Here is a 23,815-nt window from a genome sequence, read left to right on the forward strand (position 1 = left end):
TTTATTGCTATCGCTTATAGTGGTAATTGATGACTTCCATGTTATATTTTTTAATCTTAGCTTTGAAATTATCCCAGTAGATATAAAAACGCAAAACATTATCGCGGTTTCACCTTACTTTGATTTGTTCAGTTTAATTATCTTTCCACTGAGTTTGCTTTTCATCATTGCCATAGGATTTTTATACGACTATGTAGGGTATTGGAAATTGCTTTTACTTATTGCAATTATCTTGATGCTCTCTACCTATTTAGCGGAAAGTTTAGCGCTCATGATTATTTCTATGCCATTAATTCGTGCAGTATTCATCTTGACACTGGCAAAAATAATCACCTTAAACAAAAATTTAAAATCAAGAGTAACGTTTCTTTCATTATGTTGCGGCATTTATACCTTTGCCTATACAAAAACATGGGAGTTTTTTCTTTCTAAATCGCTGCTGCATTTCCTGAGTAGTCAAAACTTTATTCGTTTCTTTGATACATTGATATTATCCATTTTAATATGTTCAATTTTAGCGTTTATTATCGCAATGAAAAAGTTTCCTCTTAAGTTCTTTTTCATCAAGAACTTACCGTTGAAATTTTTTATATCTTGTTTAAGGATGGAGAAAATTAGCTTTTACAAAAGTGATCTCATAATGATTGCTTTATTTTTTATTATCATCGATGTGGCAAGATACGCATTCACACATGTAGTTATGAAAAATACGTTTAATTTTGATATAAATTTATGGTTAATTTTGTTTATGGAAATGCTATATCTATCTGTTTTACATTTTTGGTTTAAGACTAAGGTTGGAAATCACTTAAGGACTAAACTAATCAAAATGTATCTGCTTGTTGGCTGTTTTTTATTTGCGACTACGCTTTTTACTTATATGCTTGACATGCAGAAAATAATTATTCAAATAATATACTATTTGATATCCCCAGCGCTCATCATCATATTTACACCCTTTATTGCCTATATTGTTTTAAATGCAGTAAATGAGAAAACGCAAAAACATGTGGGATTTTGTATTGCTATTTCATTTGCGTTGATCGTCATTATTTGGCGTTTATGTTTTTTTATTGCGCACTACTTGGCGCAAGCTATTTCACTATTTAGTTGAGCATGATTTGTTAGTTTTTATACTGTACATTTTCGTTAAATTCTTGGATCATAGACAGCGTAAATACTAAAGATAATAAAAAGGGTTACTGTGAGGTTTGTAGATGAGGCCGTAATTACCGTGCATGCGGGTAAGGGTGGCAATGGTTGTGTGAGTTTTCGACGTGAGAAATATGTCCCTAAAGGCGGACCTGATGGCGGTGATGGCGGTCATGGTGGAAGTGTGTTTATGTTGGCAGATGAGAATGTTAACACTTTGATTGACTATCGTTATCAGCGTAATTACCAAGCGCAAAGTGGCAAACCTGGTGAAGGCAAGAAGTGTGCGGGCAAAAAGGGTGAGGATTTATACCTTATCGTTCCCGTTGGTACGATTGCTTATGAAGCAACCACTAATCAAAAAGTCGGTGAAGTGCTTAAAAATGGTGATACGTTGAAATTGGCACAAGGTGGACGACGTGGTATTGGTAACGTTCATTTCAAAAGTAGTACCAACCAAGCACCAAGACAATTTACCTATGGTGAAGAGGGGGAGTCTTTTGAGATTCGTCTAGAGCTTAAGCTATTAGCTGATGTCGGTTTACTAGGTTTGCCCAATGCGGGTAAATCAACGTTAATTCGAGCGGTTTCCGCGGCAACACCGAAGGTCGCTGATTATCCATTTACCACGATGTATCCTAATTTAGGCGTTGTTCGTGTTGGGCAATATGAAAGCTTTGTTATTGCAGATATTCCTGGGGTTATCGAAGGTGCTGCAGAAGGCGCAGGACTAGGTTTGAAGTTTTTGAAGCATTTAACACGTACCAAATGTGTGTTGCATATGGTGGATGTGTTACCGGTTGATGGTTCAGATCCAATTGAAAATTATCACAAAGTTGAGAATGAGCTTAAAAAGTACAGTGAAGCACTTTATAAAAAACCACGTTGGTTAGTGCTCAATAAAATTGATCAATTGCCTCAGAATGAAGTTGATGACATTTGTGAGCATATTTTGCAAGGTATTGGTTGGAATAAAAATGAGCCTTACTTCTTTATTTCCGGGATGAGTGGGCAGAATACCGAAAAAATGTTGCAAAAAATTATGACAATGCTAACGTCAAAGGACTCTTGGAAATAGATCCTATCAAAAGAGCTTATGTGATAAAAAAAATTAAAAAAATAGTCGCATTAACTACGGCAGTTCTCGTATTATCAGGCTGTAGTGCAATTAATCAATTCTTTAATGGTCAACAGCAAAGCGCGCCAGTAACCAATATTCCAACACAGCAAACCTATTACACGGTGCAAATTAGTGATTCATTGTATGATATATCCCGTCGCTTTAATGTCACTGAAAGAACACTTATCTTATGGAATAAGCTTAAATCGCCTTATGTGCTCACACCTGGATCAACGATTCGTGTCGGACCTTTGCCAGGTGAGAAAATTCGGCGTGATGGGCAAATGTATACCTATCAAGGTGGTGTGTTAGTGCCAGTGGGCACAAATAATCCAGTGGCGAATACGAGTTCAATAGGAACAGGCTCTAAAGTGTCGGCTGTATCGGAGACGACCAGTGTTTCTAATCAGCATGCAAGTAATATCCCCGTTATTGACCCTAATGCAGCACCTGTAGCACAAAGCCAAAGTGCGCAGTCAGCACCAGTGGTAGCAACAGCGCAAGATAAAGTGATTAATCAAGATAAAGAGCTAGATATGCATGATTTAGCGCAAAACGATGATAATGTGGGTGTTGTGACACATCGTATTGCGAAAAGTAAAACAGGGTTTTATATCGTGCAATCAGGTGACTCGCTGCTTGAGATTGCGGTTGCTAATGACGTGAGTTTATCTGATATTCAGGCATGGAATGATATTAAAGAGCCAAGTATGATTTATGTTGGTGAGAAATTGCGTGTCACTGCACCTGAGCAACATTCATCGGCTGAGCCAAAAGCGGTGATAGTCAAAAATGCAGTGCATGAACCAGTACCAAAAGCCAAACTAGCTAAGGCTGCAACAGTTGATGTGAATAAGGAAAATAAAGCAACTGAACCAAAGGCTGCTAAATCCCCAGTAGCGACTATGGCAACACCTGTAACAGCCGAAAAAACCAAAACAAAACCAACCACTGCTAAAGCGTCACTACCAAGTGGTAAAACGGTTGCCGGTATTTCATGGCAGTGGCCATTAAAAGAGTCCGCTAAATTTGATAAAGATGGCATTGATCAACAGCGTGAGATCGATGTACCTCAAGGCACGGAAGTTTATGCCGCAGCCACAGGTAGTGTGCTATATGCTGGTGTTGGCATGGGCGGCTATGGTCAGATGGTGATTGTCAGTCACAAAGATGGCTATATCTCAGCGTATAATAATTTAAGTAGTATTAACGTTAAAGAGTCGCAAGATGTGACACAAGGTGCGCTTCTGGGTGCGGTTGGTAAATTTAATGGTGCCAGTGCATTAGGCTTTGAAATTCGTCAGAATGGAAATGTTGAGAAATTATCGCAATTTTATGCGTTTTAATTACCCCTCACCCGTGCAGCATAAGCTGCACGACCTCTCCCCCGGCGGGAGAGGTAATGGTCAATACGTAGGGGGTATCGCATACGCCCGATGAATATAGTCATTACGCAGGGGCATATTGCATAAAACTGATGAACATATGCATTTTAATTGCCCCTCACCCGTGCGACTTAAGCCGCACGACCTCTCCCGCCAGGGGAGAGGTAATAGTAGATGCGCAGGGGGGTATCGCATATGCCCGATGAATATATGCATTATGTAGGGGCGTATTGCATACGCCCAATCAACAAACAATTAATAAGCACAAGGAGTCAAGTGAATGAATACACGCAAAGAAACCGATAGTATAGGCGAGATTGAGGTTGATAATAGTAAATACTGGGGTGCGCAAACCGAGCGCTCTTTGGTTCACTTCTCGATTGGTCAGGAGCGTATCCCACATGAAGTCATTAAGGCGATTGCTATTTTAAAAAAGTCTGCCGCAATGGCGAATTGTGATTTGGGTATTTTGCCAGAGGAGAAAAAAGCACTGATTACTCAAGTTGCTGATGAGATTATTGACGGTAAACACGAAGATCAATTTCCTTTACATGTTTGGATGACAGGGAGTGGCACGCAATCAAATATGAATGTTAATGAGGTGATTTCTAATCGTGCGATTGAGATTGCTGGTGGAAAGCTTGGCAGCAAAACACCTATTCATCCTAATGATCATGTCAATATGTCGCAGTCCTCCAATGATACATTTCCAACGGCGATGTATATCTCAGCAGCAGTAGCTGTTAAGAAGACATTGATTCCTGCTGCTAAACTTATGCATAAAGAACTCACAAAAAAAGTTAAGAAATGGGATAAGGTCGTTAAAATTGGACGCACCCATATGCAAGATGCCGTGCCATTAACCTTGGGTCAGGAATTCTCAGGCTACGCTGAGATGTTGGCACAAAATATTGCTCGTTTAGAGTATTCACTTATCGATGTTTATCAATTAGCGATTGGAGGCACTGCCGTGGGTACGGGCTTAAATGCACCCAAAGGCTTTGCTGAAAAAGCGTGTAAATATATAGCTAAAATTACCGAGTTGCCATTTGTCTCAGCACCTAATAAATTTGCCGTACAAGGCTCGCATGATGCATTGGTTGCATTGATGGGGCAGATCAAAGTGTTGGCAAATTCATTATTTAAAATAGCTAATGATATTCGTCTTTTAAGCTGTGGACCGCGAGCAGGGTTTCATGAGCTTTTAATACCCTCAAATGAACCAGGGTCATCCATTATGCCAGGCAAGGTCAATCCAACACAGTGCGAGGCGATGACCATGGCATGTGCGCAAGTTTTTGGACTAGATGTTGCCGTAACCATCGGTGGTAGTGCGGGCTATTTAGAGATGAATGTTTATAAACCAATGATGATTTATAATATTTTGCAATCAATCAATATTTTATCTGATAGCATGCTTAACTTTAGTCATTATTTACTTGAAGGGACTAAGCCTAATAAGAAAAAGATCGATGAGTATTTGCGCAATTCCTTAATGCTAGTAACGGCATTAAGTCCGGTGATTGGCTATGATAAGGCATCACAATTAGCGCATTATGCTGATGAGCATGACACGTCATTAAGTGAAGCGAATAAAGCGTTGAAGTTTTTATCACAACAAGAATTTGATCAAGTTGTTGATCCGTATAAGATGGTGTAAGCAATGGCAGAAAAAGAGCAGATGGCAATTGAATTTGTAAAGCCTAAGCATTATTTGTTAGCCGATTTATTGGCTGCAGTGACGGCAGAAAACAAGCATGAGGAGATTGGACTTTAATAAAAGTGATATATCTGTGGATTAGAAAGTGAATATAAAATAGTAGGAGATTATTATGAGTGAAATTTGGAATATCAAAATACAAGTACTGGATTCATACAAAAAGTGTGAAGTCAAAAGTACGATGACGTTAGAAGAATTATGCCCATTTATATTGAAAATATTTAAATTTGATAATGACCATCTGCATGAATTCTACATGGGGAAGCGAACGAGTAGACCTTATGGTGACAATGTTATCAAATTTAAAAGTCATCAAGAAAGTGAAATTACATTGGATCATTTATTTCCAAATGATGAGCAGCTTAATTTATTTCTGCACTTTGATTTTGGTGACAGCTGGATATTTCGTGTAATGAAATACAAAAAAGACGCAACCTATAATAGTCGAGCTAAATATCCAAGAGTAGTAAGTTCAGTAGGTGAGAACCCAATGCAGTATCCAGAGTATGAAGATGATGTCTATTAGACTGCGCTTAAATCATGTTTAATTATGATATTCTCATGTATGCCAGAAAAAATGATTCAATTATTTTAAAATCACACTGTTTTAAATGTTGTGTACTTATCTTGTGGTTTATTCTTGTTTTATTACCGCTACAATCACTGTATGCCAATACAACTAAAGTCTTTACAGTAGTCTCACTGTCACCCAATACTACAGCAATTATTCATGATGTGATTGAACAAGCAACAAAAGAGAACGCCAAGGCTGAGATTAATACCAAGCTTATCGGCAGTATTTATTATTCTGGACAGCCTAAATACTACGAAAACTATCAAAATATAGGGGCATTCCAAGCGCTTAATGTTGAGAAAATTATCAGCTTATCACCTGATTTAGTGATTACGTGGACTGGGCAAACGCAACCGCAAGTGATTGCCTTGCTCGAACGTTTTGGCATAAAAGTGGCAGTTTTTAATGCCGAGGACATTAAATCATTAGCAACGTCATTTGCCGATATTGGTGCGAGTATTCAATTGAAAAATGCAGGGACTGCATTACAACAAAGCTTTGTAACACAACTTCAGACAATCATTAAACACAACGCAACACCTGTTGTTAAGCGCCATAAACCAAGGGTGTTGCTGCAATTATCGACGCAACCGATTTTTGTCGCTGGAGGTAGCGGGATTTTAAATGATATTGTCACGCAATGCGGAGGTGTGAATGTATTTAAAGATATCGATAACGTGAGTTTTCAAACAAATATCAATGCGATTGTTGAGCGCAATCCTAATGTAATTATCATGTTATCGAATATCACTAAATGGTTCATTGACCAAACATCGATGTGGCAGCGTTGGCAAGATTTATTAGCTGTAAAAAATAAACACGTTTTTCAGCTATCATCTGATGGAATTTCGCAGTTTTCTCCACAAATATTGACGGGTGTAAAAAATATCTGTGATATATTAAGCGCCGCAGATTAGTTTACTGAAGTTACGCACTATAGAAAAAACTATGATTTTATAAACACCCCGTCAGCCTACGGCTGCCACCCTCTTGCAAAGAGGGGAATGGGGCGATGGTGATTTTAATTCCCCTCTTTGCAAGAGGGGTGCCAAGCTTGCGAGGCGGGGTGTTGAAATAGTAAGAGTTCGTAACTTCAGCTACTTTACTATTATTCTGCAAGAAAATAACAGGAGGATGATTTATGTTACATAGTGCTTTTTTTGGGGAATTGCTTGGCTGCCTTGTGTTGATACTGTTAGGTGGAGGCGTTGTTGCTGGTGTTTTATTAAAACAATCCAAAGCAGAAAATAGTGGTTGGATGGTAATTACCGCAGGTTGGGGATTTGCGGTGATGATGGCAGTGTTTGTCGCCCAAGCCGCAGGCTCGCCACAAGCTGATATTAATCCCGCGGTCACCTTAGCTAAATACTTATTGGGAGGAGTTTATCACTCATTTGGCGAAGTTTTATTATTATGGATTGCACAAGTGATTGGCTGTTTTTTAGGAGCAGTCCTCGTGTGGCTTTCCTATTACCCACATTGGCAATATACCGATAATGCGCACTTTAAGTTAATGGTGTTTTCAACCTATCCGGCAATGCGTCATAAGGGCAGCAATTTTGTGACAGAACTTATAGCAACAACCTTGTTAATTGTATTTGTCGGTGCTTTAATTAGCTATGGTAATCAATTACCCTTTGCTAACGGTTCTTTACCTTATGTCTTTGGTTTTGCCATTTGGGGGATTGGTTTATCTTTGGGCGGTCCTACAGGTTATGCAATTAATCCCGCACGTGATTTGGGACCAAGAATTGCACATGCTTTATTACCTATTAAAGGTAAAGGTTCAAGTGATTGGAGCTATGCGTGGGTACCGATATTGGCCCCCTTGGCAGGAGCCGTTCTTGGATTTGTGTTGATTCGGGTTTTTATGTTTTAAATCACCAATCCAGCAATCAACGCTGATAAAAAGCTCACCATGGTGGCACCAAAGACTAAGCGCCAGCCGTGGCGTGACACAAATTTAGCGCGCTCGCCATTTAAGGCAGCAACGGAGCCAACGATAATACCAATTGAGCCAAAGTTAGCAAAGGACACTAAGAAAATGGAGATGATTGCAACACTGTGCGTTGAGAAATGTGTCAATTGATCTTTTAATGACAACATCGCAACAAACTCGTTAGAAACAAGCTTAGTTGCCATAATGCCACCGGCTTGAACGATCTCATTGACTGGAATGCCAAGAAGCCAAGCAATAGGTGAGAACACATAACCTAATAAGGTTTGAAAGCTAATACCAAAGATGCCGTTAAAGATACCATTTAACATTGCTAGCAATGCGATAAAGCCAATTAGCATCGCGCCAACGATAATCGCTACTTTAAAACCATCAAGAATATACTCGCTAAGCATTTCAAAGAAAGCTTGCTTTTTATCAGCATGCAAGCTCATATCTTCAAAGCTTTGCTCTTTGGAGTAGTCATATGGGTTTAAAATATGCAAAACAATAAAGGTGCTTAGCATATTTAAAATCAAAGCAGCAATGATGTATTTAGAATCTAAAATCTGCATATATGAGCCAACTATACCTAGAGACACTGTTGACATTGCTGTGGCTGCCATTGTGTACATTCTGCGCTCTGAAATTTCAGATAGAATATTCTTATAAGCAATAAAGTTTTCAGACTGTCCCAAGATCAGTGAACTTAAGGCATTGAAAGATTCAAGTTTGCCCATGCCGTTGATTTTGGACAAAAGCCAACCGCCACCACGGATAATAAGTGGTAAGACTTTAAGATATTGCAAGATACCAATTAAAGCTGATACCAAAACAATTGGCATTAATACATTAAAGAAAAAGACGAAGTTCTCAGGTACGACTGAGCCAAAGACAAACTTGGTTCCTTCCATCGCATATTGCATGACATAATCAAACCCACTTGAAATGACGCTGATAATGTCAGCGCCAACAGCTGATTTTAATAAGAAATAAGCGACGATAATCTCGATGATAATCAGCTGAATAATAAAACGTGCTTTAATATTTTTACGATTCATGCTCGTGAGATATAGGATCACAGCAAGAATGATCAATGCGAGTAAAAAATGCAAAATTTTTAGCATTGTGTGGTAACTCCCTCGTTAGTTGAATTTAGGCAAACGGGCGCATCTTAATACTTTTGGATTAAAATGTCATGTAATTTAGGAATTTCAAATTGAAGCAATTGACCAACTAGGGCAAACCATTTACCATTGTCTATCATTTTGTTTTATAGATAATAACTGTTTCATGTATATCACACTTTTTATAAAAAAAGATTGCCCGTATTCGCATAGCGCACGCATTGCCTTGGAAGAAAAACGTATGAGTTTCAAGGTGGTTGAGTTAGATGAAATCATTGATAAAGAAATGATTTTAGAATTAAACCCTGAAGGAACGTTACCGATTTTAAAAGAGCGTGACTATGTCATCTATGATCCTGAGGTGGTGATGCTTTATATTGATGAGCGTTATCCGGCACCTTCACTGCTGCCAAACTATCCGGTTGAGCGCGCGCGTACGCGCTTGGCAATGACACGAATTGATCGCGAGTGGTATTCATTGCTTAACTTTATTCTGTGCGGTACGGATCAGAAAAAAGTTGAAGAAGCTAAAGTGGCATTGGTTGATAGCTTTAGAGCTATTGAACCGATTTTTTCAGAGAATGAATTTTTCATGTCAGATTCAATGACGTTGGCAGATTGCTCATTGGCGGCATTGTTGCATGCTTTGCCTTTGCAAGGTATTCCGCTTGATGAGTCATTAGGGGATATTACCAAATATGCTGAGCGTATTTTCGCGCGCGAGTCATTTCAACGCACCTTGCCAAAACAGGTTAAGAAAGTTTATCGTCGTCACTAGGAGTTCATCGTATGTGGGCAGATCATGCCATTAATTATTTATTTTTCGTGCTTGAGGCGGCAACGATTGTTATTGCTATAGTTATTGCCTTTGGGTTTATCTTGGCTTTATCACTAAAGGGTAAAGCGAGTAACAAAAAAGGGCAGTTGGTTGTTAAATCATTAAATGAAGCTTATCAACAACGCCAAGAGCAGTTAGCGCATGAAGTGCTAAATAAATCAGCATTTAAAAAAATGCATAAGGCAAACCAAGAGAAGCTAAAGCTTGCACATAAAGCGCAACATGATGATTTGAGTAATGTGTTTGTCATTGATTTTAAAGGTGATATCAAAGCCTCACAAAGTGAAGCCTTAGCAGAAGAAGTCAATGCTATTTTGCAGATTGCCAATAAAAATGATGAAGTCGTTATCCGCTTAGAAAGCCCAGGCGGGGCGGTTAATGGTTACGGTTTAGCTGCCGCACAATTAGCGCGCATTAAAGAGGCTAATCTTAAGTTAACAGCGGTGATTGATCAGGTTGCCGCCAGTGGCGGCTATATGATGGCATCAGTTGCTGATACGATTATCGCCTCACCTTTTGCCATTGTTGGCTCGATTGGTGTCGTGGCGCAATTGCCAAATATCCATCGGCTGCTAACAGATAAGGGAGTTGATGTTGAGCTACACACTGCAGGCAAATATAAGCGCACTTTGACAATGTTGGGTGAGAATACCGATGAGGGACGTGAAAAATTTAAAGAAGAGCTTGAGGTGGTGCATAAGCTTTTTAAAGAGCATATTGCTCACTTCAGACCGAACTTAGATATTGAGAAAGTGGCAACGGGTGAGTACTGGTTTGGACAATCTGCCCTTGAATTAAATTTAGTTGATGCGCTTAAAACTAGTGATGCCTATTTGTTGGATAAATACCAATCAGGATCATTAAAGTTATTCCATATCGAATATAAAACAAAAAAATCAAAACTCTCGAGTATGTGTCACAGTGCATTGAAAGTCTTTCAACGCGTTGGACCATGAGTGTCAATAGATGTCTGATATTGATATAAGTATTTTTCATGCTGATTTTATTGAGCAGATCAAAGCATCACTAGCGCAAAATCGTTTAGCACACGGGATTTTATTAAATAATATTGATCATTTGCCACTTGAGCCGTTACTGATTAAACTCACGACTGTTTTATTAGAGCATGATATCGTAGATGATCTGGCGACAGCCGCTGATGTTTTTTATCTGAAATCAGATGATGGGCAAATCAAAATTGATCAAATCAAAAATCTATTAGAAGGTATCTATCTAACAAGTCATGGTGCTAAAGCTAAGGTGATTGTCCTCTGCCCACTGGAAGCCTTAAATACATCTGCTGCTAATGCGCTATTAAAGAGCTTAGAGGAGCCGCCAGAGAATACTTATTTTCTGATGACAACCAATCAATTACAGTGGATCATGCCCACATTGCGCTCGCGTGTTCAAGTATTTGATCTGGCGTTAACATTAGAACAAAAAAAAGCATATTTAGCGCAAAAATATCAAATGAATGATGAGGATATTGCCAAAGCATTAGCGATTAGTAAAGCGGATCTGCAGGTGATTGATCGGATTAAGACAGATAAGAGTTTCTGGCAACTACGCAAAGAGCTGATGCAAGTCATTCAAGGACAGTTGTCGCCCTTGGCATTAAGCATTGATATCAATGCCTATTATCAGGATGCTATTTATTGGTTAACCAGTTTGCTGATCGATGCTTATTATTATCGTTTGGGTTTATCACAAACCATGCCAACACAAGAGCAAAAGGCGTTGTTAGAGGGATTGATTAAACGCTATGATCATATTGCTTTATATGGTTTTTATCAGCGGCTATTAAAGCTCAAAGCCTATGAAGGTAAGCATTATAACGTCAATAAGCAGTTAGCTATTGAGAGTTTTTTGATAGAGTTGAGTGCTTGATTTTAACTGGAGTTATGCACTTTAGAAAATAGAAAAAAACTATGATTTTATAAACACCCCGTCAGCCTACGGCTGCCACCCCTCTTGCAAAGAGGGGAATTGGGCAATGGTGATTTTAATTCCCCTCTTTGCAAGAGGGTGCCGAGCTTGCGAGGCGGGGTGTTGAAATAGTAAGAGTTCATAACGCTAGATTTTTAGAGCAATTATTTTTTATGATCAATATGCTTGGCAAGAAAAATTCCTTGACCAATAACAAATACAAAAGTAATCCCAAGCATGCCAAAGAGCTTAAAGTCTACCCAAATATCTGTTGAGAAATTATAAGCAACAATAAGATTAATCGCGCCTAAAAATAAAAAAAACACACCCCAGATATTATTAAGGCGTTTCCAAATTTTTTGTGGCAGTTCAATGCTTTCTTCCATCAGGCGTTGAATAATCGGCTTTTGCATTAAATAGGTTGAAAAGATAAAAATTACACCAAATAACCAATTGACAATCGTTACCTTCCATTTGATCAATGCTTCATCATGGAAGTAAACGGTGGCACCTCCCAAGATTAACACCAAGACAAAAGTCACAACATGCATCATTGACACTTTGCGATAGCGGATAATTTCATAAGTTAACTGAATTGCTGTGGCGATGATGAGTGCCACTGTCGCAGTATAGATGTCATACATTTTATAGACGACAAAAAAAATGATAATAGGGAAAAAGTCAAAAAGCAGTTTCTTCATGTTCTCTCCAGAGAGGGTTAGTGGTACACTTAGCACAAATTTTCCCGACCAGTATAAAGTAAGAAGCTGCTATGAGCCAATACATTGAAATAAATCCTTACTCATCGAATAAGGCTGTCTTAGCAGAAATTGTTAATGCCTTAAATGATGGCAAGGTGATTGCCTATCCGACAGACTCAGGCTATGCCTTGGGATGCAAGATGGGCTTGAAAAAACCATTGCAGCAAATAAAGAAAATTCGTGACTTGAATGATAAGCATAATTTCACAATTATTTGCCGTGACTTATCTGAGATCGCGCAATATGCCAAGGTCGATAATAGTGTTTATCGTCTGCTCAAAAGAGCAACACCAGGTGGCTACACCTTTATTTTGCAGGCAACGAGTAAAGTGCCGGGGTTGATGTTAAACAAAAGCAAAAAAACCGTTGGCATTCGTGTGCCGGATCATCCAGTACCTTTGATGTTAAGTGGGGCACTAGGCGAACCGCTGTTAAGTACCACCTTTATCTTGCCAGATCAGGATAATGCGCTTGTGTATAGTGAAGACTTTGCTAATGAGCCCTGTGCGCAGATGATTGATTATATTCTAGAGTCGGATTATTGTGGTTATGAGCCAACAACGGTTGTGGATATGACCGAAGTCCCTGTGGAAATATTGCGCGTTGGCAGTGGTGATATCAGTATATTTGAATAATTTAGGAAGAAAATGCAGGATCAATATTACAGTATTATTAATGAACAGTTATTACAGCCGTTTGATTTAAGTTTGGAAAAATTAAAAAGCTTACTGAGCTTATTAAGCCAAAAGCGAATTGATTTCGGTGATTTGTATCTACAAAAGATAATCTCTGAGAGTTGGATGCTCGATGATGGCGTTGTTAAACATGGCAGCTTTGGTATTGAGCAAGGCATTGGTGTGAGAGCCGTATTTGATGGCGAGACAGGCTTTGCTTATGCCGATGATTTGCATCTGAACACCATTGGGAAACTCATTAAAACAGCACTTTACCTATTAAAAGATAGCGCTAATCCCTATAAGGTTGAAAAACTTAACTCACCACACATTATTCGCCATTATCCAGCATTGTCCCCATTGGATAGTATGCCTGCGGAAGATAAAATTGCACTGCTTCATCAAATTAATGCTTATGCTAAATCATTAGACAGCAATATCGAGCAAGTCACGGTTTCCATTGCCTCGAATATGGAAATGGTATTGATCTTAAATACCGATGGTTTGTGTGTGATGGATGTAAGACCGTTGGTGCGCATGAATGTCAGTTTAATTATGGTTGCTGATGCTAAGGAAGATCAAAAACGTGAAAGCTTTTCAGCCGGTGGCGGTGGGCGCTATGACTATCATTATTTCACTGAGCATAATCTATGGAAGTCTTATGTTGATGAGGCATATAAGGGCGCTAAAACTAATCTTCAGGCAAAGCCCGCTCCTAGTGGCAAAATGCCAGTGGTGCTTGGATCAGGTTGGCCTGCGGTACTTTTGCATGAAGCGGTAGGGCATGGTTTAGAGGGTGATTTCAATCGCAAAAAAAGCTCACATTTCTCAGGAAAAATTGGGCAGAAAGTTGCCTCAGAGAAATGCACGGTAATTGATGAAGGCTGTATTGCCAATCGTCGTGGCTCGCTTAATTTTGATGATGAAGGGACACCAACTCAGAAAACGGTGTTGATTGAAAACGGTATTTTAAAAGGCTATATGCATGATCGAATTTCAGCGAAAGCTTTTGGCGTATCAGCAACAGGCAATGGCAGAAGGCAATCCTATGCGCATTTACCATTGCCTAGAATGACCAATACCTATATGTTGCCAGGCGAGGATACGCTTGAGGATATGATACAAAGCATTGATCATGGGATCTATGCGACTCACTTTAATGGTGGACAAGTGGATATTACCTCAGGGCAATTTGTATTTGTGATGGATCAGGCGTATTTAATCAAAAATGGTAAAATTATGCATCCGGTCAAAGGTGCATCTTTGATTGGTCATGGTCCGGAAGTGATGCAAAAAATCTCGATGGTGGGGAGTGACTTTGCCTTGGATAAAGGCATAGGCGTTTGTGGCAAGGATGGGCAGTCTGTGCCTGTCGGTGTTGGGCAAGCCAGTTTAAAGATTGATGAAATAACAGTTGGTGGTTGTGAATAATTTAGGTTATACATTTTTTTAAAGAAACTATGATGTTAAAAACACCCCGTCAGCCTACGACCGCTTGATCTGGTAATGCATAATACAGATAGAATGGATGAGATAAAGAAGATGAGCAATAAAGGAAAGACAATAAGTAACGCTAAGAAAGCAATACTGTTGATTAATTTAGGAACGCCTGACTCATATCAAGTCAAAGATGTGCGCAAATACCTTAAAGAATTTTTGTCTGATCGGCGTGTGATTGAAGCATCTTCATTCATTTGGCAACCCATTTTGCGTTTGTTTATTTTGCCATTTCGCTCCCCTAAAACCGCTAAGCTTTATGAAAGTATCTGGTTTCAAGATAAACAATTATCACCTTTGATGTATTACACACAAGCTCAAGCACGTAAACTCGCCGATAAGTTAGGCAATGAGGTGATCGTTGATTTTGCAATGCGCTATGGTGAGCCATCGATTAAAGCAAAGATTGAGGCGTTGAGTGTCCAAGGCGTTACTGAAATTACTATTGTGCCACTTTACCCGCAGTACTCAGCCACAACAACGGCGTCTGTATATGATGAGGTTTTTCGTGTATTGCAAACAATGCGTTATCAACCTAATATTGTTGGTGTTGCCCCGTATTATCAGCATCCTGCTTATATTAAGGCATTAAAACAGAGTGTTTTAAGTTATCTGGAGACGATCGATTTCACGCCAGATGTGTTGTTATTGTCATTTCATGGTATTCCACTGGAGTGTGTACAAAAGGGTGATCCGTATCAAGCACATTGCTTACAAACCTTTGAACTACTTAAAAGTGCACTGAGTGAAACAAAGCTAGATATTCAAGTATCTTTCCAATCTCGCTTTGGACCCAAAGAGTGGCTTAAACCATATACAACAGAAGTGTTGGCAAATCTTGCCAAAAAGGGCAAAAAAAATGTGCTAGTAATGGCGCCAGGATTTGCTGCTGATTGCTTGGAAACCTTGGAGGAATTAAAAGAGACGGAACGCGAGACATTTTTAAATGCCGGTGGTCAGCATTATGCCGTTATCCCATGTTTGAATGATCGTGATGAGCATATTGAGATGTTGAAAACCATTATTGGTGAGTAATATCGATGACGCTGCAAAAGCCAGAAGTTCTTCTTTGGTTTCGCCAAGATTTAAGAATTATCGACAATCCAGCGCTGAATGCAGCACTCAAAAGTGGTGTGGTTCTGCCGATTTATATTCTTGATGATACTGATTCACAAGACTGGCAAATGGGTGCAGCGACTAAAGCATGGCTTCATTATGCATTGCAATCTTTAAATCAGACACTTCATCATCGATTACAATTTTTTATAGGTGACCCTTATGAGATCATTATTGAGCTTATTGATCGCTATGACATTAAGCAGGTTTTTTGGAATCGCTTATATACACCATGGCAAGTCACGCGAGATAAACATATTAAGGCGCAATTGAAAGCGCACGCAATAGATGTGCATAGTTTTAATGGTAGTTTATTGTGGGAACCATGGGAAGTATTAAAGAATAATGGTCAGCCTTACAAAGTCTTTAGTGCATTCAAACGTCAAGCATTGCAAGTCATGCCGCCAAGAGCACCATTGGATGAGATTAAAGAGATGCAAAACTGCTTAACTGAAGTTAAAGCAAGTAATAGCAGTTTAGCGGATCTGGACTTATTACCCCAGCATGAATGGTCAGAGAAGGTATTATCACAGTGGCAAATCAGTGAGAAAGCGGCGCATCACTATTTAGCAACCTTTATTGAGCATCATTTACATGATTATCAGCATAATCGCAATATCCCAAGCTTAAATGCAACATCTAGGCTTGCCCCTTTTTTACATTTTGGGCAAATCTCGCCACATATTATCTGGGATAAAGTGCGTCAGAGAAAATGTGATAACGATAACAAACAGACCTATTTATCAGAGATTATATGGCGCGAGTTTAATTATGCATTGCTCTATCATTATCCACAATTAAGTGATCACAATTGGCAACAAAAGTTTGATCATTACCCATGGCAAGATAATCAGAGATTATTAACAGCATGGCAACAGGGTCAAACAGGTGTTCCAATTGTTGATGCTGGAATGCGGGAGTTATGGCAAACAGGGTTTATGCATAATCGCGTTAGAATGATCGTCGCGTCATTTTTGACAAAGAATTGTCATATTCACTGGCGCCATGGTGCTAAATGGTTCTGGGATTGCTTAGTTGATGCTGATTTAGCCAATAACAGCGGCAATTGGCAATGGGTTGCAGGAAGTGGTGCTGATGCGGCTCCTTTTTTTCGCATCTTTAATCCTGTCACTCAAGGGCAGAAGTTTGATGGCGATGGTGAGTATATTCGTCGCTATTTATCTCAATTGAGTCAACTTCCGAATCAATATTTATTCTCACCGTGGTTGGCACCGGAGAGTGTTTTAAAACAAGCTGGTATCACTCTTGGTAAAGATTATCCTTATCCAGTTGTTGATCTTAAAGTCTCAAGAGAGGAGGCGTTGGCAAATTATAAAGGGTTGTAAGGTTTTGGCAAAAATACTCTGTTTAGTATTTGGGCGTATGCAATACGCCCCTACGAGGAAAATATATTGTGAATATTAAACTAATGTTTAAGCGTTTTCATCGGTAGCACAAACCCGTAAGCAATTGGTTTGAATTTGCTGATAAATAAGTTAGCTGACTTGGCATTGATGGTTTTATCTTTTGGGTTATCGATGCTTTCAGCGATTTCTTTTTCAAGTTTCTTTATCTTCATCATAATGTCACCTCTAAAAGTTGATTGGGTCATTGTTTAAAGTAGATCAAGATTTGTTTTTTTGCCATAAAAGCGAAAGAAATGTAGTTGAAATAATACCCAATGCGACATAATGAGGATAAATAGTGCTGTTAATCCTCTAGTTAAATGTAATACACTAGCCCCAGGAATAATGATTAACCCCCATGGTTGTCATAAAACATATGAAAAAGATTAAAGTCATGTTTGTCTGTATGGGCAATATTTGTCGCTCACCAACGGCGCATGGTATCTTGCGTAAACTTGTTGCTGAAGCGTATTTAGAAACTTGTTTTGAAATTGAATCATCGGGCACACACTCTGCTCAATGGCACAAAGGTGATGCCTCTGACCCAAGAACGATAGCAACAGCGTTGAAATATGATTGTGATATTCGTGACTTGCGCTCAAGACAGTTAGTGGCAGAAGATTTTGAGCATTATGATTATCTGATTGCCATGGATGATAAGAATCTCAAAGATATGCAGATGATTGCGCCAAATAGTGATATGCAAAAAGTAACGAAACTGCTGCAATATGCGCCTATTTTGGCAATAAATAATGTGCCAGATCCGTATTATAATGATGGGTTTGACCAAGTGTATTTGATGATTGACACGGCGTGCAGGCATTTACTGGAAACATTAAAAACCGAATTAAAACAAAAATAGGGTATATTGCACATAACCTCATTTTTTTTGGGTATGTGATGATGAAAATAAAGAAGATATGTTATGAATGATAAAAAAGCCAAAAAAGTAAAAGAAATAAGAAAAGTAGACAAGGTAGGCAAAATAGATAAAGTGAAAGATTTGGAAAACATCAAAGAGTCACAAGCAGTCGTTGATGAAGCAGGTGAATCACTACCGCTTAAGCCGATGAATTACCGTCAGGCAACCTATGTGATGGGGGCTGCATTAGTAGAGCAACTTCCTCACGACTATGGGATTGAAGTAGCGTTTGCGGGACGATCTAATGCGGGTAAATCCAGTGCGTTAAATGCATTGACTGAACAGACGAAATTGGCACGTGTCAGTAAAACACCTGGACGGACGCAACTGATCAATTTATTTGAGTTGGAAGAGCATAAACGCTTAGTCGATTTACCTGGTTATGGTTATGCCAAAGTATCGGAAAAGATCAAAGCAAGTTGGCAGAAAACGCTAGAAATGTATCTAACAACCAGAGCGTGCTTAAAGGGGATAGTGTTGCTCGTAGATTCTCGCCATCCCATTAAAAGCTTTGATTGCATGATGATCGAAGCGGCAGTGCAAAATGATTTAAACTTACATGTTTTATTAACCAAGGCGGATAAGCTTAATAATTCAGAAAAAGCAAAAGCTGAGCGTTTATTACGTGACTATTTAAAGCAAGTGCGCGCACCTGAGAATATTAGTTTTCAATTGTTTTCAGCACAAAACAAAATGGGATTAGATAAGTTAAAGCATAAGCTCGATCAATGGTATAACCTGCCATTTGTTGATTTGGAAAGTATCTAGCGGCTAAATCTTAAGAGGGGGAAGATTGTGCAAAGGCATGAAGATCAATGTGTATTACGCTTAGAGAATATTCGTAAAAGTTTTCCAGGGACTAAAGCATTAGATGGTGTGAGCTTATCAGCATATCGCGGCAAAGTGATGGGGCTTTTGGGTGAGAATGGTGCCGGTAAATCAACGTTGATGAAAGTGTTAAATGGTATTTACCAAAAAGATGAAGGTGAGATTTATTGTTTTGGTCAAAAGGTTGAGTTTGATGGCATTGCCAAAGCGCAAGCAGCGGGCATCGCTATGGTGCATCAAGAGCCGCATATATTGCCGGATCTGACAATTGCTGAGAATGTTCTGTTGGGTCGCGAGGTTATGCGCAATCGCCTAAGTATCGATTGGAAGGCAACCTATCACAAAGTTGATAAAATACTTCATGGGTTGCATATGAAACAAAAGGCATCAAACTTGGCGAATAACTTAAGTATTGGTGATCAAAAACTTCTGGAGCTTGCCAAAGCTTTATCATTAGATGCGCAAATTATTGTGATGGATGAACCTACCGATGCGCTGACTGAAAAAGAAGTCAGACGTTTGTTTGAAATCATTAAAAAACTATGTGCTGAAGGCAAGTGCATTATTTATATCTCGCATCGCATGGAGGAGATCTTTGAGATTTGTGATGATATTACGATTATGCGTGATGGTCAGTTTATTATCGAGAGTAAAACAGATACATTAACGCATGAGCAAATCATTGAGAAAATGGTTGGTCGTAAGATGGCAGCATTATCATCTACAGAGCATACCCAGATCTCAGAGCAGCCGATGCAGCAATTATTTAAAGCAGAAAGTATTAGTAATGACAAAATCAAGCCAGCAAGTTTCGTTATTCATCAAGGTGAAGTGCTTGGTGTGTATGGGTTAATTGGGGCGGGACGAACTGAGCTTGCGCGTAGTATTTACGGTTGTCATCCGATTAAAAAGGGACAAATGACATTGGCAGGTGAAGTAATTCGCGTAAACAACCCAACACAAGCTTTAGCCCATGGTATTGTCTATATTTCAGAAGATCGCAAAGTTGATGGGCTTGTTTTGGGTGCTAGTGTTAAAGAGAATATGACACTAGCGTCACTTAAAAAACTTTCAAATGCATTTGGGCATATTGATCGATCACAAGAAAAAGAAGTGGTTTCTAAGTATATAGATCAACTTAAAATTAAAACACCGAATCAAGATCAATTAGTCAGTAACCTAAGCGGTGGTAATCAGCAAAAAATTGCGATTGCCAAGGGTTTATTATGTCAACCTAAGCTGTTAATTTTAGATGAGCCAACGCGTGGTATTGATGTGGCGGCAAAGCGTGAGATATACCGCTTGATTCATGCACTTAAAGCGCAGGGCTTGGCGATTTTATTTATTTCCTCAGAAATGCCTGAGGTGATTGGTTTGAGTGATCGTATGCTGGTGATGCGTGAAGGTGAGATAAAGGGGGAGTTGATGGCAGATAATATTTCACAAGCAGCAGTAATGAAATTGGCAATTGCTTAAATGGTTTAAGGGGAGAGTGATGCTAAAAAATAGAATGATGAGTAAAGTTAATAAACAATTTTTAATCGAGCATAAAGCGGCATTAGCACTTGTTGTTATGATTATTGTGATGTCATGTTTGAATCAATACTTTCTGACATGGAATAATATCTTAGTGATTTTGCAACAGACATCTGTTAATGCCGTGATTGCAGTGGGTATGACCTTTGTTATTTTAACCAAAGGTATTGATCTATCGGTTGGATCTGTATTAGCACTTTGTGGTGTTGTTTGTGCGTTTTTATTGCAATGGATGGTACCGATTTATTTGGTTATTCCTTTGACGATTTTAGCCGGTGTTATCTTTGGTGGTGTCAGTGGCACGATTGTCACTAAAGGCGCGGTGCAGCCGTTTATTGCAACATTGATTACCATGACTTTATTTCGTGGGTTAACTATGGTGTTTAGTGATGGTTATCCGGTGGCAACAAGCTCTGATGCTTTTGCTTTTATTGGTACGGGTAGTTTGTTGGGTGTTCCTTTTCCTGTGTATATTATGGCAGTGGTTTTTGCGGTGGCTTTTTATGTATTGAAATACACGCGTTTTGGGCGATATGTCTATGCTACCGGTGGCAATGAGGAGGCAACAAAGCTTGCTGGCATTCGTGTGAATCGTATTAAATTTGCTGTTTATGCCATCTCGGGTGCTTTATCAGCAGTTGCGGCAATGATTATTACCTCGCGGCTGTCATCAGCACAACCTACGGCAGGTACAGGCTATGAGCTTGATGCAATCGCTGCGGTGGTATTGGGTGGTACGAGCCTTTTTGGTGGAAAAGGTAAAATTATGGGCACATTGATGGGCGCACTTATTATCGGTTTATTAAGTAACGCGCTTAACTTAATGGATGTTTCCTCGTATTATCAGATGATCGTCAAGGCGTTGGTCATATTGATTGCAGTATTATTTGATTTTAAAGTGAAAAACTAGTGTAACTAACCTCATGGAGAAGAAATGAAAATGAAAACACGTATTTTTAAAGTGATTACAGCTATTATTGGTGTTGTTGCCATGCTGATCGTGGCAGGCTGTGGCAGCTCAAATGATAATGATAAAACGGTTGGCTTTGTGGTCTCAACTTTAGATAATCCGTTTTTCGTTAGCATGAAAAATGGCGCGGAAGAAACAGCAAAAGCGGAAGGGTATAAAGTCATCACGCTTGATTCACGCAATGATCCAGCAAGAGAGCTGTCTAATGTCCAAGACCTAGTGACTAAAAACATTAAAGTGATTATTATCAATCCAACGGATTCACAAGCAGTTTCTAATGCGGTGAAATATGCGAATCAGCATGGTGTTGAAATCATTACCTTGGATCGCACAGCTGATTCAGGCAAAGTATTGTCACATATTGAGTCAAATAATGTGGCAGGTGGCAAAATGGCAGCGCAATACATGATTGATCGCTTAAATAACAGTGGCAAAATTATCGAACTTCAAGGGATCCCAGGTGCTTCAGCGTCTAAAGAGCGTGGTCAAGGTTTCGATACTGAAATGGCAACATCAGATATCAAGATTGTAGCTAAGCAGCCAGCGAATTTTGACCGCACACAAGGCTTGAATGTTACGCAAAACTTATTGCAATCTAACCCTGATGTTAATGGTATTTTTGCGCAAAACGATGAGATGGCATTGGGTGCTATGCGTGCGATTGAAGAAGCAGGTAAAAAGCATATTATCCTTATCGGTTTTGATGGCACGAAAGAGGGTATCAATGCCGTTAAAGCCGGAAAAATGGCAGCAACCATTGCGCAACAACCGTATTTAATGGGTGAGCTTGGTGTTGAGGCGGCGATTAAATTCTTGCGTGGTGAAAAGGTAAATCCGCATATTGTTGTTCCTTTGAGATTAGTCACTCAATCTAACGCTTAATCTGCTAGGCATTTAGAGCAAATATTGGTATTCTTATGCCAGTTTTTAGGAATGGAATGAACAAATTAAAGGTAAAACAATGAACGCAAAAATTAGTAATGTTGTTGCAAGACAAATTTTAGACTCCCGTGGTAATCCAACAATTGAAGCCGATGTTATTTTAGAATCAGGTGCTTTTGGGCGTGCTGCTGCACCTTCAGGTGCATCAACAGGCACCAGAGAAGCACTGGAATTACGTGATGGTGATAAGAAGAACTATCTTGGCAAAAGCGTGCAAAAAGCAGTGAATAATGTCAATAAAGCAATTAAAAAAGCGGTTGTTGGCTTAGATGCTTTAGATCAACGTTTGGTTGATCAGACGATGATTGATCTAGATGGTACTGAAAATAAAGAAAAGTTAGGTGCTAATGCGATTCTAGCCGTGTCTTTGGCATGTGCTAAAGCGGCAGCTTCACACCTTAGAAAACCTTTTTATCGTTATTTGATGAACTCTAAAGAGTATATTATGCCAGTGCCGATGATGAATGTCATAAACGGTGGTGAGCATGCTGATAATAATGTCGATATGCAAGAATTTATGATTATGCCAGTTGGCTTTGATAAATTCTCTGATGCACTTCGTTGTGGGGCTGAAATCTTCCACACCTTGAAAAAAGTTCTAGCAAATGCGGGCTTTAGCGTTGCTGGTGTTGGTGACGAGGGTGGATACGCGCCTAATTTGCCATCAAATGCTGTGGCGATTGAAATGATTTTAAAAGCGATTGAAGAGGCAGGTTATAAAGCCGGTGAAGAAGTTTATATCGCGCTAGATCTAGCCAGTAGTGAATTTTACAAAAACGGCAAGTATGTATTGGCATCTGAGAATAAATCACTAAGTTCAGCAGAGTTTGTTGATTATCTAGAAGATTGGGTTAATCGCTATCCGATTATTTCTATTGAAGATGGTATGGCTGAAAATGACTGGGAAGGCTGGAAGTTATTAACTGAACGCTTAGGCAAAAAAGTGCAATTAGTTGGTGATGATTTGTTTGTGACCAATAGCAAAATTTTGCGTGAAGGAATTGATAAAGGCATTGCTAATTCAATTTTAGTTAAACTCAATCAAATTGGTACATTAAGTGAGACATTTGAAGCGATGGCAATGGCAGCTGAAGCAGGTTACACATGTGTTATTTCACATCGCTCAGGTGAGACATCTGATACAACGATTGCTGATTTAGCTGTGGCAACGGGTGCCGGACAAATCAAAACAGGTTCTTTATGCCGCTCAGATCGCGTTTCTAAATACAATCAATTATTACGTATTGAAGAAGATTTAGCAGATAATGCCATCTACCCTGGACTTAAGACATTTAATTTTAGTGACGATGTTGATGCTGATGATTCAACTGCTGAGCAAAATGCTGAAACAGATGAAGCAGAAAAAGCGCATGTAGCGCAAAAAA

The 23,815-nt window shown here is 39.2% G+C and carries 22 protein-coding genes and 1 pseudogene; 20 read left to right on the plus strand and 3 right to left on the minus strand.

The features are described from left to right. Positions 1 to 19: 19 nt before the first annotated feature. The 7 genes from DNJ75_RS00135 to DNJ75_RS00165 all read left to right on the plus strand — a co-directional run bounded on the left by DNJ75_RS00135 (position 20) and on the right by DNJ75_RS00165 (position 7,830). Positions 20 to 1,114 (plus strand): hypothetical protein, encoded by a 1,095-nt coding sequence (locus DNJ75_RS00135; RefSeq protein ID WP_150468896.1) that lies wholly within the window; start codon positions 20 to 22, stop codon positions 1,112 to 1,114. Positions 1,115 to 1,204: 90 nt separating this feature from the next. Continuing rightward, complete coding sequence (gene cgtA / locus DNJ75_RS00140) at positions 1,205 to 2,230, plus strand: Obg family GTPase CgtA (RefSeq protein ID WP_117001142.1); 1,026 nt, start codon at positions 1,205 to 1,207, stop codon at positions 2,228 to 2,230. A 20-nt stretch (positions 2,231 to 2,250) separates the two neighbouring features. Next, positions 2,251 to 3,618, plus strand: a complete 1,368-nt coding sequence (locus DNJ75_RS00145; protein ID WP_170137155.1) for a LysM peptidoglycan-binding domain-containing protein — start codon at positions 2,251 to 2,253, stop codon at positions 3,616 to 3,618. 319 nt (positions 3,619 to 3,937) lie between these two features. Beyond that, positions 3,938 to 5,317 (plus strand): class II fumarate hydratase, encoded by a 1,380-nt coding sequence (gene fumC / locus DNJ75_RS00150; protein WP_117001144.1) that lies wholly within the window; start codon positions 3,938 to 3,940, stop codon positions 5,315 to 5,317. Positions 5,318 to 5,489: 172 nt separating this feature from the next. Next, on the plus strand, positions 5,490 to 5,903 hold the full coding sequence (locus DNJ75_RS00155; protein ID WP_117001145.1) for an IS1096 element passenger TnpR family protein: 414 nt from the start codon (positions 5,490 to 5,492) through the stop codon (positions 5,901 to 5,903). Between the two features lie 35 nt (positions 5,904 to 5,938). Continuing rightward, a complete protein-coding gene (locus DNJ75_RS00160) occupies positions 5,939 to 6,868 on the plus strand; it encodes an ABC transporter substrate-binding protein (protein WP_170137156.1) in 930 nt (309 codons plus the stop codon). A 224-nt stretch (positions 6,869 to 7,092) separates the two neighbouring features. After that, positions 7,093 to 7,830, plus strand: a complete 738-nt coding sequence (locus DNJ75_RS00165; protein ID WP_117001147.1) for an MIP/aquaporin family protein — start codon at positions 7,093 to 7,095, stop codon at positions 7,828 to 7,830. On the opposite strand, the gene DNJ75_RS00170 is transcribed toward DNJ75_RS00165, so the two are convergent. Continuing rightward, complete coding sequence (locus tag DNJ75_RS00170; protein ID WP_117001148.1) at positions 7,827 to 9,014, minus strand: NupC/NupG family nucleoside CNT transporter; 1,188 nt, start codon at positions 9,012 to 9,014, stop codon at positions 7,827 to 7,829. The genes DNJ75_RS00165 and DNJ75_RS00170 overlap by 4 nt on opposite strands. 166 nt (positions 9,015 to 9,180) lie before the next feature. Here DNJ75_RS00170 and DNJ75_RS00175 point away from each other — a divergent pair, with 166 nt between their 5' ends. Genes DNJ75_RS00175 through DNJ75_RS00185 form a run of 3 tightly spaced genes read left to right on the plus strand, consistent with a single transcriptional unit; the run spans position 9,181 to position 11,739 of the window. Beyond that, positions 9,181 to 9,792, plus strand: a complete 612-nt coding sequence (locus DNJ75_RS00175; protein WP_117001149.1) for a glutathione S-transferase N-terminal domain-containing protein — start codon at positions 9,181 to 9,183, stop codon at positions 9,790 to 9,792. A gap of 11 nt (positions 9,793 to 9,803) precedes the next feature. Next, positions 9,804 to 10,808, plus strand: a complete 1,005-nt coding sequence (gene sohB / locus DNJ75_RS00180; protein WP_117001150.1) for a protease SohB — start codon at positions 9,804 to 9,806, stop codon at positions 10,806 to 10,808. 10 nt (positions 10,809 to 10,818) lie between these two features. After that, positions 10,819 to 11,739: a DNA polymerase III subunit delta' C-terminal domain-containing protein gene (locus tag DNJ75_RS00185; RefSeq protein ID WP_117001151.1), complete on the plus strand. Its 921-nt coding sequence runs from the start codon at positions 10,819 to 10,821 to the stop codon at positions 11,737 to 11,739. A 203-nt stretch (positions 11,740 to 11,942) separates the two neighbouring features. Here DNJ75_RS00185 and DNJ75_RS00190 read toward each other — a convergent pair whose 3' ends face one another. Beyond that, a complete protein-coding gene (locus DNJ75_RS00190) occupies positions 11,943 to 12,479 on the minus strand; it encodes a septation protein A (RefSeq protein ID WP_117001152.1) in 537 nt (178 codons plus the stop codon). 71 nt (positions 12,480 to 12,550) lie between these two features. Here DNJ75_RS00190 and DNJ75_RS00195 point away from each other — a divergent pair, with 71 nt between their 5' ends. The 4 genes from DNJ75_RS00195 to DNJ75_RS00210 all read left to right on the plus strand — a co-directional run bounded on the left by DNJ75_RS00195 (position 12,551) and on the right by DNJ75_RS00210 (position 17,172). Next, positions 12,551 to 13,174, plus strand: coding sequence for an L-threonylcarbamoyladenylate synthase (locus DNJ75_RS00195; protein ID WP_117001153.1), 624 nt, complete (start codon positions 12,551 to 12,553; stop codon positions 13,172 to 13,174). 12 nt (positions 13,175 to 13,186) lie between these two features. Beyond that, positions 13,187 to 14,644: a metalloprotease TldD gene (tldD, locus tag DNJ75_RS00200; protein ID WP_117001154.1), complete on the plus strand. Its 1,458-nt coding sequence runs from the start codon at positions 13,187 to 13,189 to the stop codon at positions 14,642 to 14,644. 102 nt (positions 14,645 to 14,746) lie between these two features. After that, positions 14,747 to 15,745 carry a ferrochelatase gene (gene hemH, locus DNJ75_RS00205; protein WP_373282841.1) on the plus strand — a complete coding sequence of 333 codons (999 nt, stop codon included), beginning with the start codon at positions 14,747 to 14,749 and terminating at the stop codon, positions 15,743 to 15,745. 5 nt (positions 15,746 to 15,750) lie between these two features. Next, positions 15,751 to 17,172, plus strand: a complete 1,422-nt coding sequence (locus tag DNJ75_RS00210) for a cryptochrome/photolyase family protein (RefSeq protein WP_117001156.1) — start codon at positions 15,751 to 15,753, stop codon at positions 17,170 to 17,172. 80 nt (positions 17,173 to 17,252) lie between these two features. Here DNJ75_RS00210 and DNJ75_RS15275 read toward each other — a convergent pair whose 3' ends face one another. Next, positions 17,253 to 17,408 carry a hypothetical protein gene (locus DNJ75_RS15275; RefSeq protein WP_157968144.1) on the minus strand — a complete coding sequence of 52 codons (156 nt, stop codon included), beginning with the start codon at positions 17,406 to 17,408 and terminating at the stop codon, positions 17,253 to 17,255. A 200-nt stretch (positions 17,409 to 17,608) separates the two neighbouring features. Here DNJ75_RS15275 and DNJ75_RS00215 point away from each other — a divergent pair, with 200 nt between their 5' ends. The 6 genes and pseudogenes from DNJ75_RS00215 to eno form a co-directional block, all read left to right on the plus strand. Beyond that, positions 17,609 to 18,094 carry a low molecular weight protein-tyrosine-phosphatase gene (locus DNJ75_RS00215; RefSeq protein WP_117001157.1) on the plus strand — a complete coding sequence of 162 codons (486 nt, stop codon included), beginning with the start codon at positions 17,609 to 17,611 and terminating at the stop codon, positions 18,092 to 18,094. A gap of 207 nt (positions 18,095 to 18,301) precedes the next feature. Further along, complete coding sequence (gene yihA, locus DNJ75_RS00220; protein ID WP_117001375.1) at positions 18,302 to 18,922, plus strand: ribosome biogenesis GTP-binding protein YihA/YsxC; 621 nt, start codon at positions 18,302 to 18,304, stop codon at positions 18,920 to 18,922. A gap of 27 nt (positions 18,923 to 18,949) precedes the next feature. Beyond that, positions 18,950 to 20,458 carry a sugar ABC transporter ATP-binding protein gene (locus tag DNJ75_RS00225; RefSeq protein WP_117001158.1) on the plus strand — a complete coding sequence of 503 codons (1,509 nt, stop codon included), beginning with the start codon at positions 18,950 to 18,952 and terminating at the stop codon, positions 20,456 to 20,458. Between the two features lie 19 nt (positions 20,459 to 20,477). After that, entirely contained in the window at positions 20,478 to 21,428 is a 951-nt protein-coding gene (rbsC, locus tag DNJ75_RS00230; protein ID WP_117001159.1) for a ribose ABC transporter permease, read from the plus strand. A gap of 24 nt (positions 21,429 to 21,452) precedes the next feature. Next, positions 21,453 to 22,370: a ribose ABC transporter substrate-binding protein RbsB gene (gene rbsB / locus DNJ75_RS00235; protein WP_117001160.1), complete on the plus strand. Its 918-nt coding sequence runs from the start codon at positions 21,453 to 21,455 to the stop codon at positions 22,368 to 22,370. 79 nt (positions 22,371 to 22,449) lie between these two features. Beyond that, a pseudogene (eno, locus tag DNJ75_RS00240) lies at positions 22,450 to 23,805 on the plus strand (phosphopyruvate hydratase); the annotation flags it as partial. Between the last annotated feature and the right edge of the window lie 10 nt (positions 23,806 to 23,815).

Origin of the sequence: Cysteiniphilum litorale (genome assembly GCF_003428165.1) — a bacterium.
Lineage (GTDB): Bacteria > Pseudomonadota > Gammaproteobacteria > Francisellales > Francisellaceae > Caedibacter > Caedibacter litoralis.

Bases quoted from the DNA above. Each gene is read 5' to 3' on its own strand.
- DNJ75_RS00160 (WP_170137156.1), top strand. From the start codon at position 5,939: ATGTATGCCAGAAAAAATGATTCAATTATTTTAAAATCACACTGTTTT.
- DNJ75_RS00190 (WP_117001152.1), bottom strand. From the start codon at position 12,479: ATGAAGAAACTGCTTTTTGACTTTTTCCCTATTATCATTTTTTTTGTC.
- DNJ75_RS00185 (WP_117001151.1), top strand. From the start codon at position 10,819: ATGTCTGATATTGATATAAGTATTTTTCATGCTGATTTTATTGAGCAG.
- fumC (WP_117001144.1), top strand. From the start codon at position 3,938: ATGAATACACGCAAAGAAACCGATAGTATAGGCGAGATTGAGGTTGAT.
- rbsB (WP_117001160.1), top strand. From the start codon at position 21,453: ATGAAAATGAAAACACGTATTTTTAAAGTGATTACAGCTATTATTGGT.
- DNJ75_RS00175 (WP_117001149.1), top strand. From the start codon at position 9,181: ATGTATATCACACTTTTTATAAAAAAAGATTGCCCGTATTCGCATAGC.
- DNJ75_RS00165 (WP_117001147.1), top strand. From the start codon at position 7,093: ATGTTACATAGTGCTTTTTTTGGGGAATTGCTTGGCTGCCTTGTGTTG.
- DNJ75_RS15275 (WP_157968144.1), bottom strand. From the start codon at position 17,408: ATGATGAAGATAAAGAAACTTGAAAAAGAAATCGCTGAAAGCATCGAT.
- DNJ75_RS00155 (WP_117001145.1), top strand. From the start codon at position 5,490: ATGAGTGAAATTTGGAATATCAAAATACAAGTACTGGATTCATACAAA.
- DNJ75_RS00210 (WP_117001156.1), top strand. From the start codon at position 15,751: ATGACGCTGCAAAAGCCAGAAGTTCTTCTTTGGTTTCGCCAAGATTTA.
- DNJ75_RS00215 (WP_117001157.1), top strand. From the start codon at position 17,609: ATGAAAAAGATTAAAGTCATGTTTGTCTGTATGGGCAATATTTGTCGC.
- yihA (WP_117001375.1), top strand. From the start codon at position 18,302: ATGAATTACCGTCAGGCAACCTATGTGATGGGGGCTGCATTAGTAGAG.
- rbsC (WP_117001159.1), top strand. From the start codon at position 20,478: ATGCTAAAAAATAGAATGATGAGTAAAGTTAATAAACAATTTTTAATC.
- tldD (WP_117001154.1), top strand. From the start codon at position 13,187: ATGCAGGATCAATATTACAGTATTATTAATGAACAGTTATTACAGCCG.
- sohB (WP_117001150.1), top strand. From the start codon at position 9,804: ATGTGGGCAGATCATGCCATTAATTATTTATTTTTCGTGCTTGAGGCG.
- DNJ75_RS00195 (WP_117001153.1), top strand. From the start codon at position 12,551: ATGAGCCAATACATTGAAATAAATCCTTACTCATCGAATAAGGCTGTC.
- DNJ75_RS00170 (WP_117001148.1), bottom strand. From the start codon at position 9,014: ATGCTAAAAATTTTGCATTTTTTACTCGCATTGATCATTCTTGCTGTG.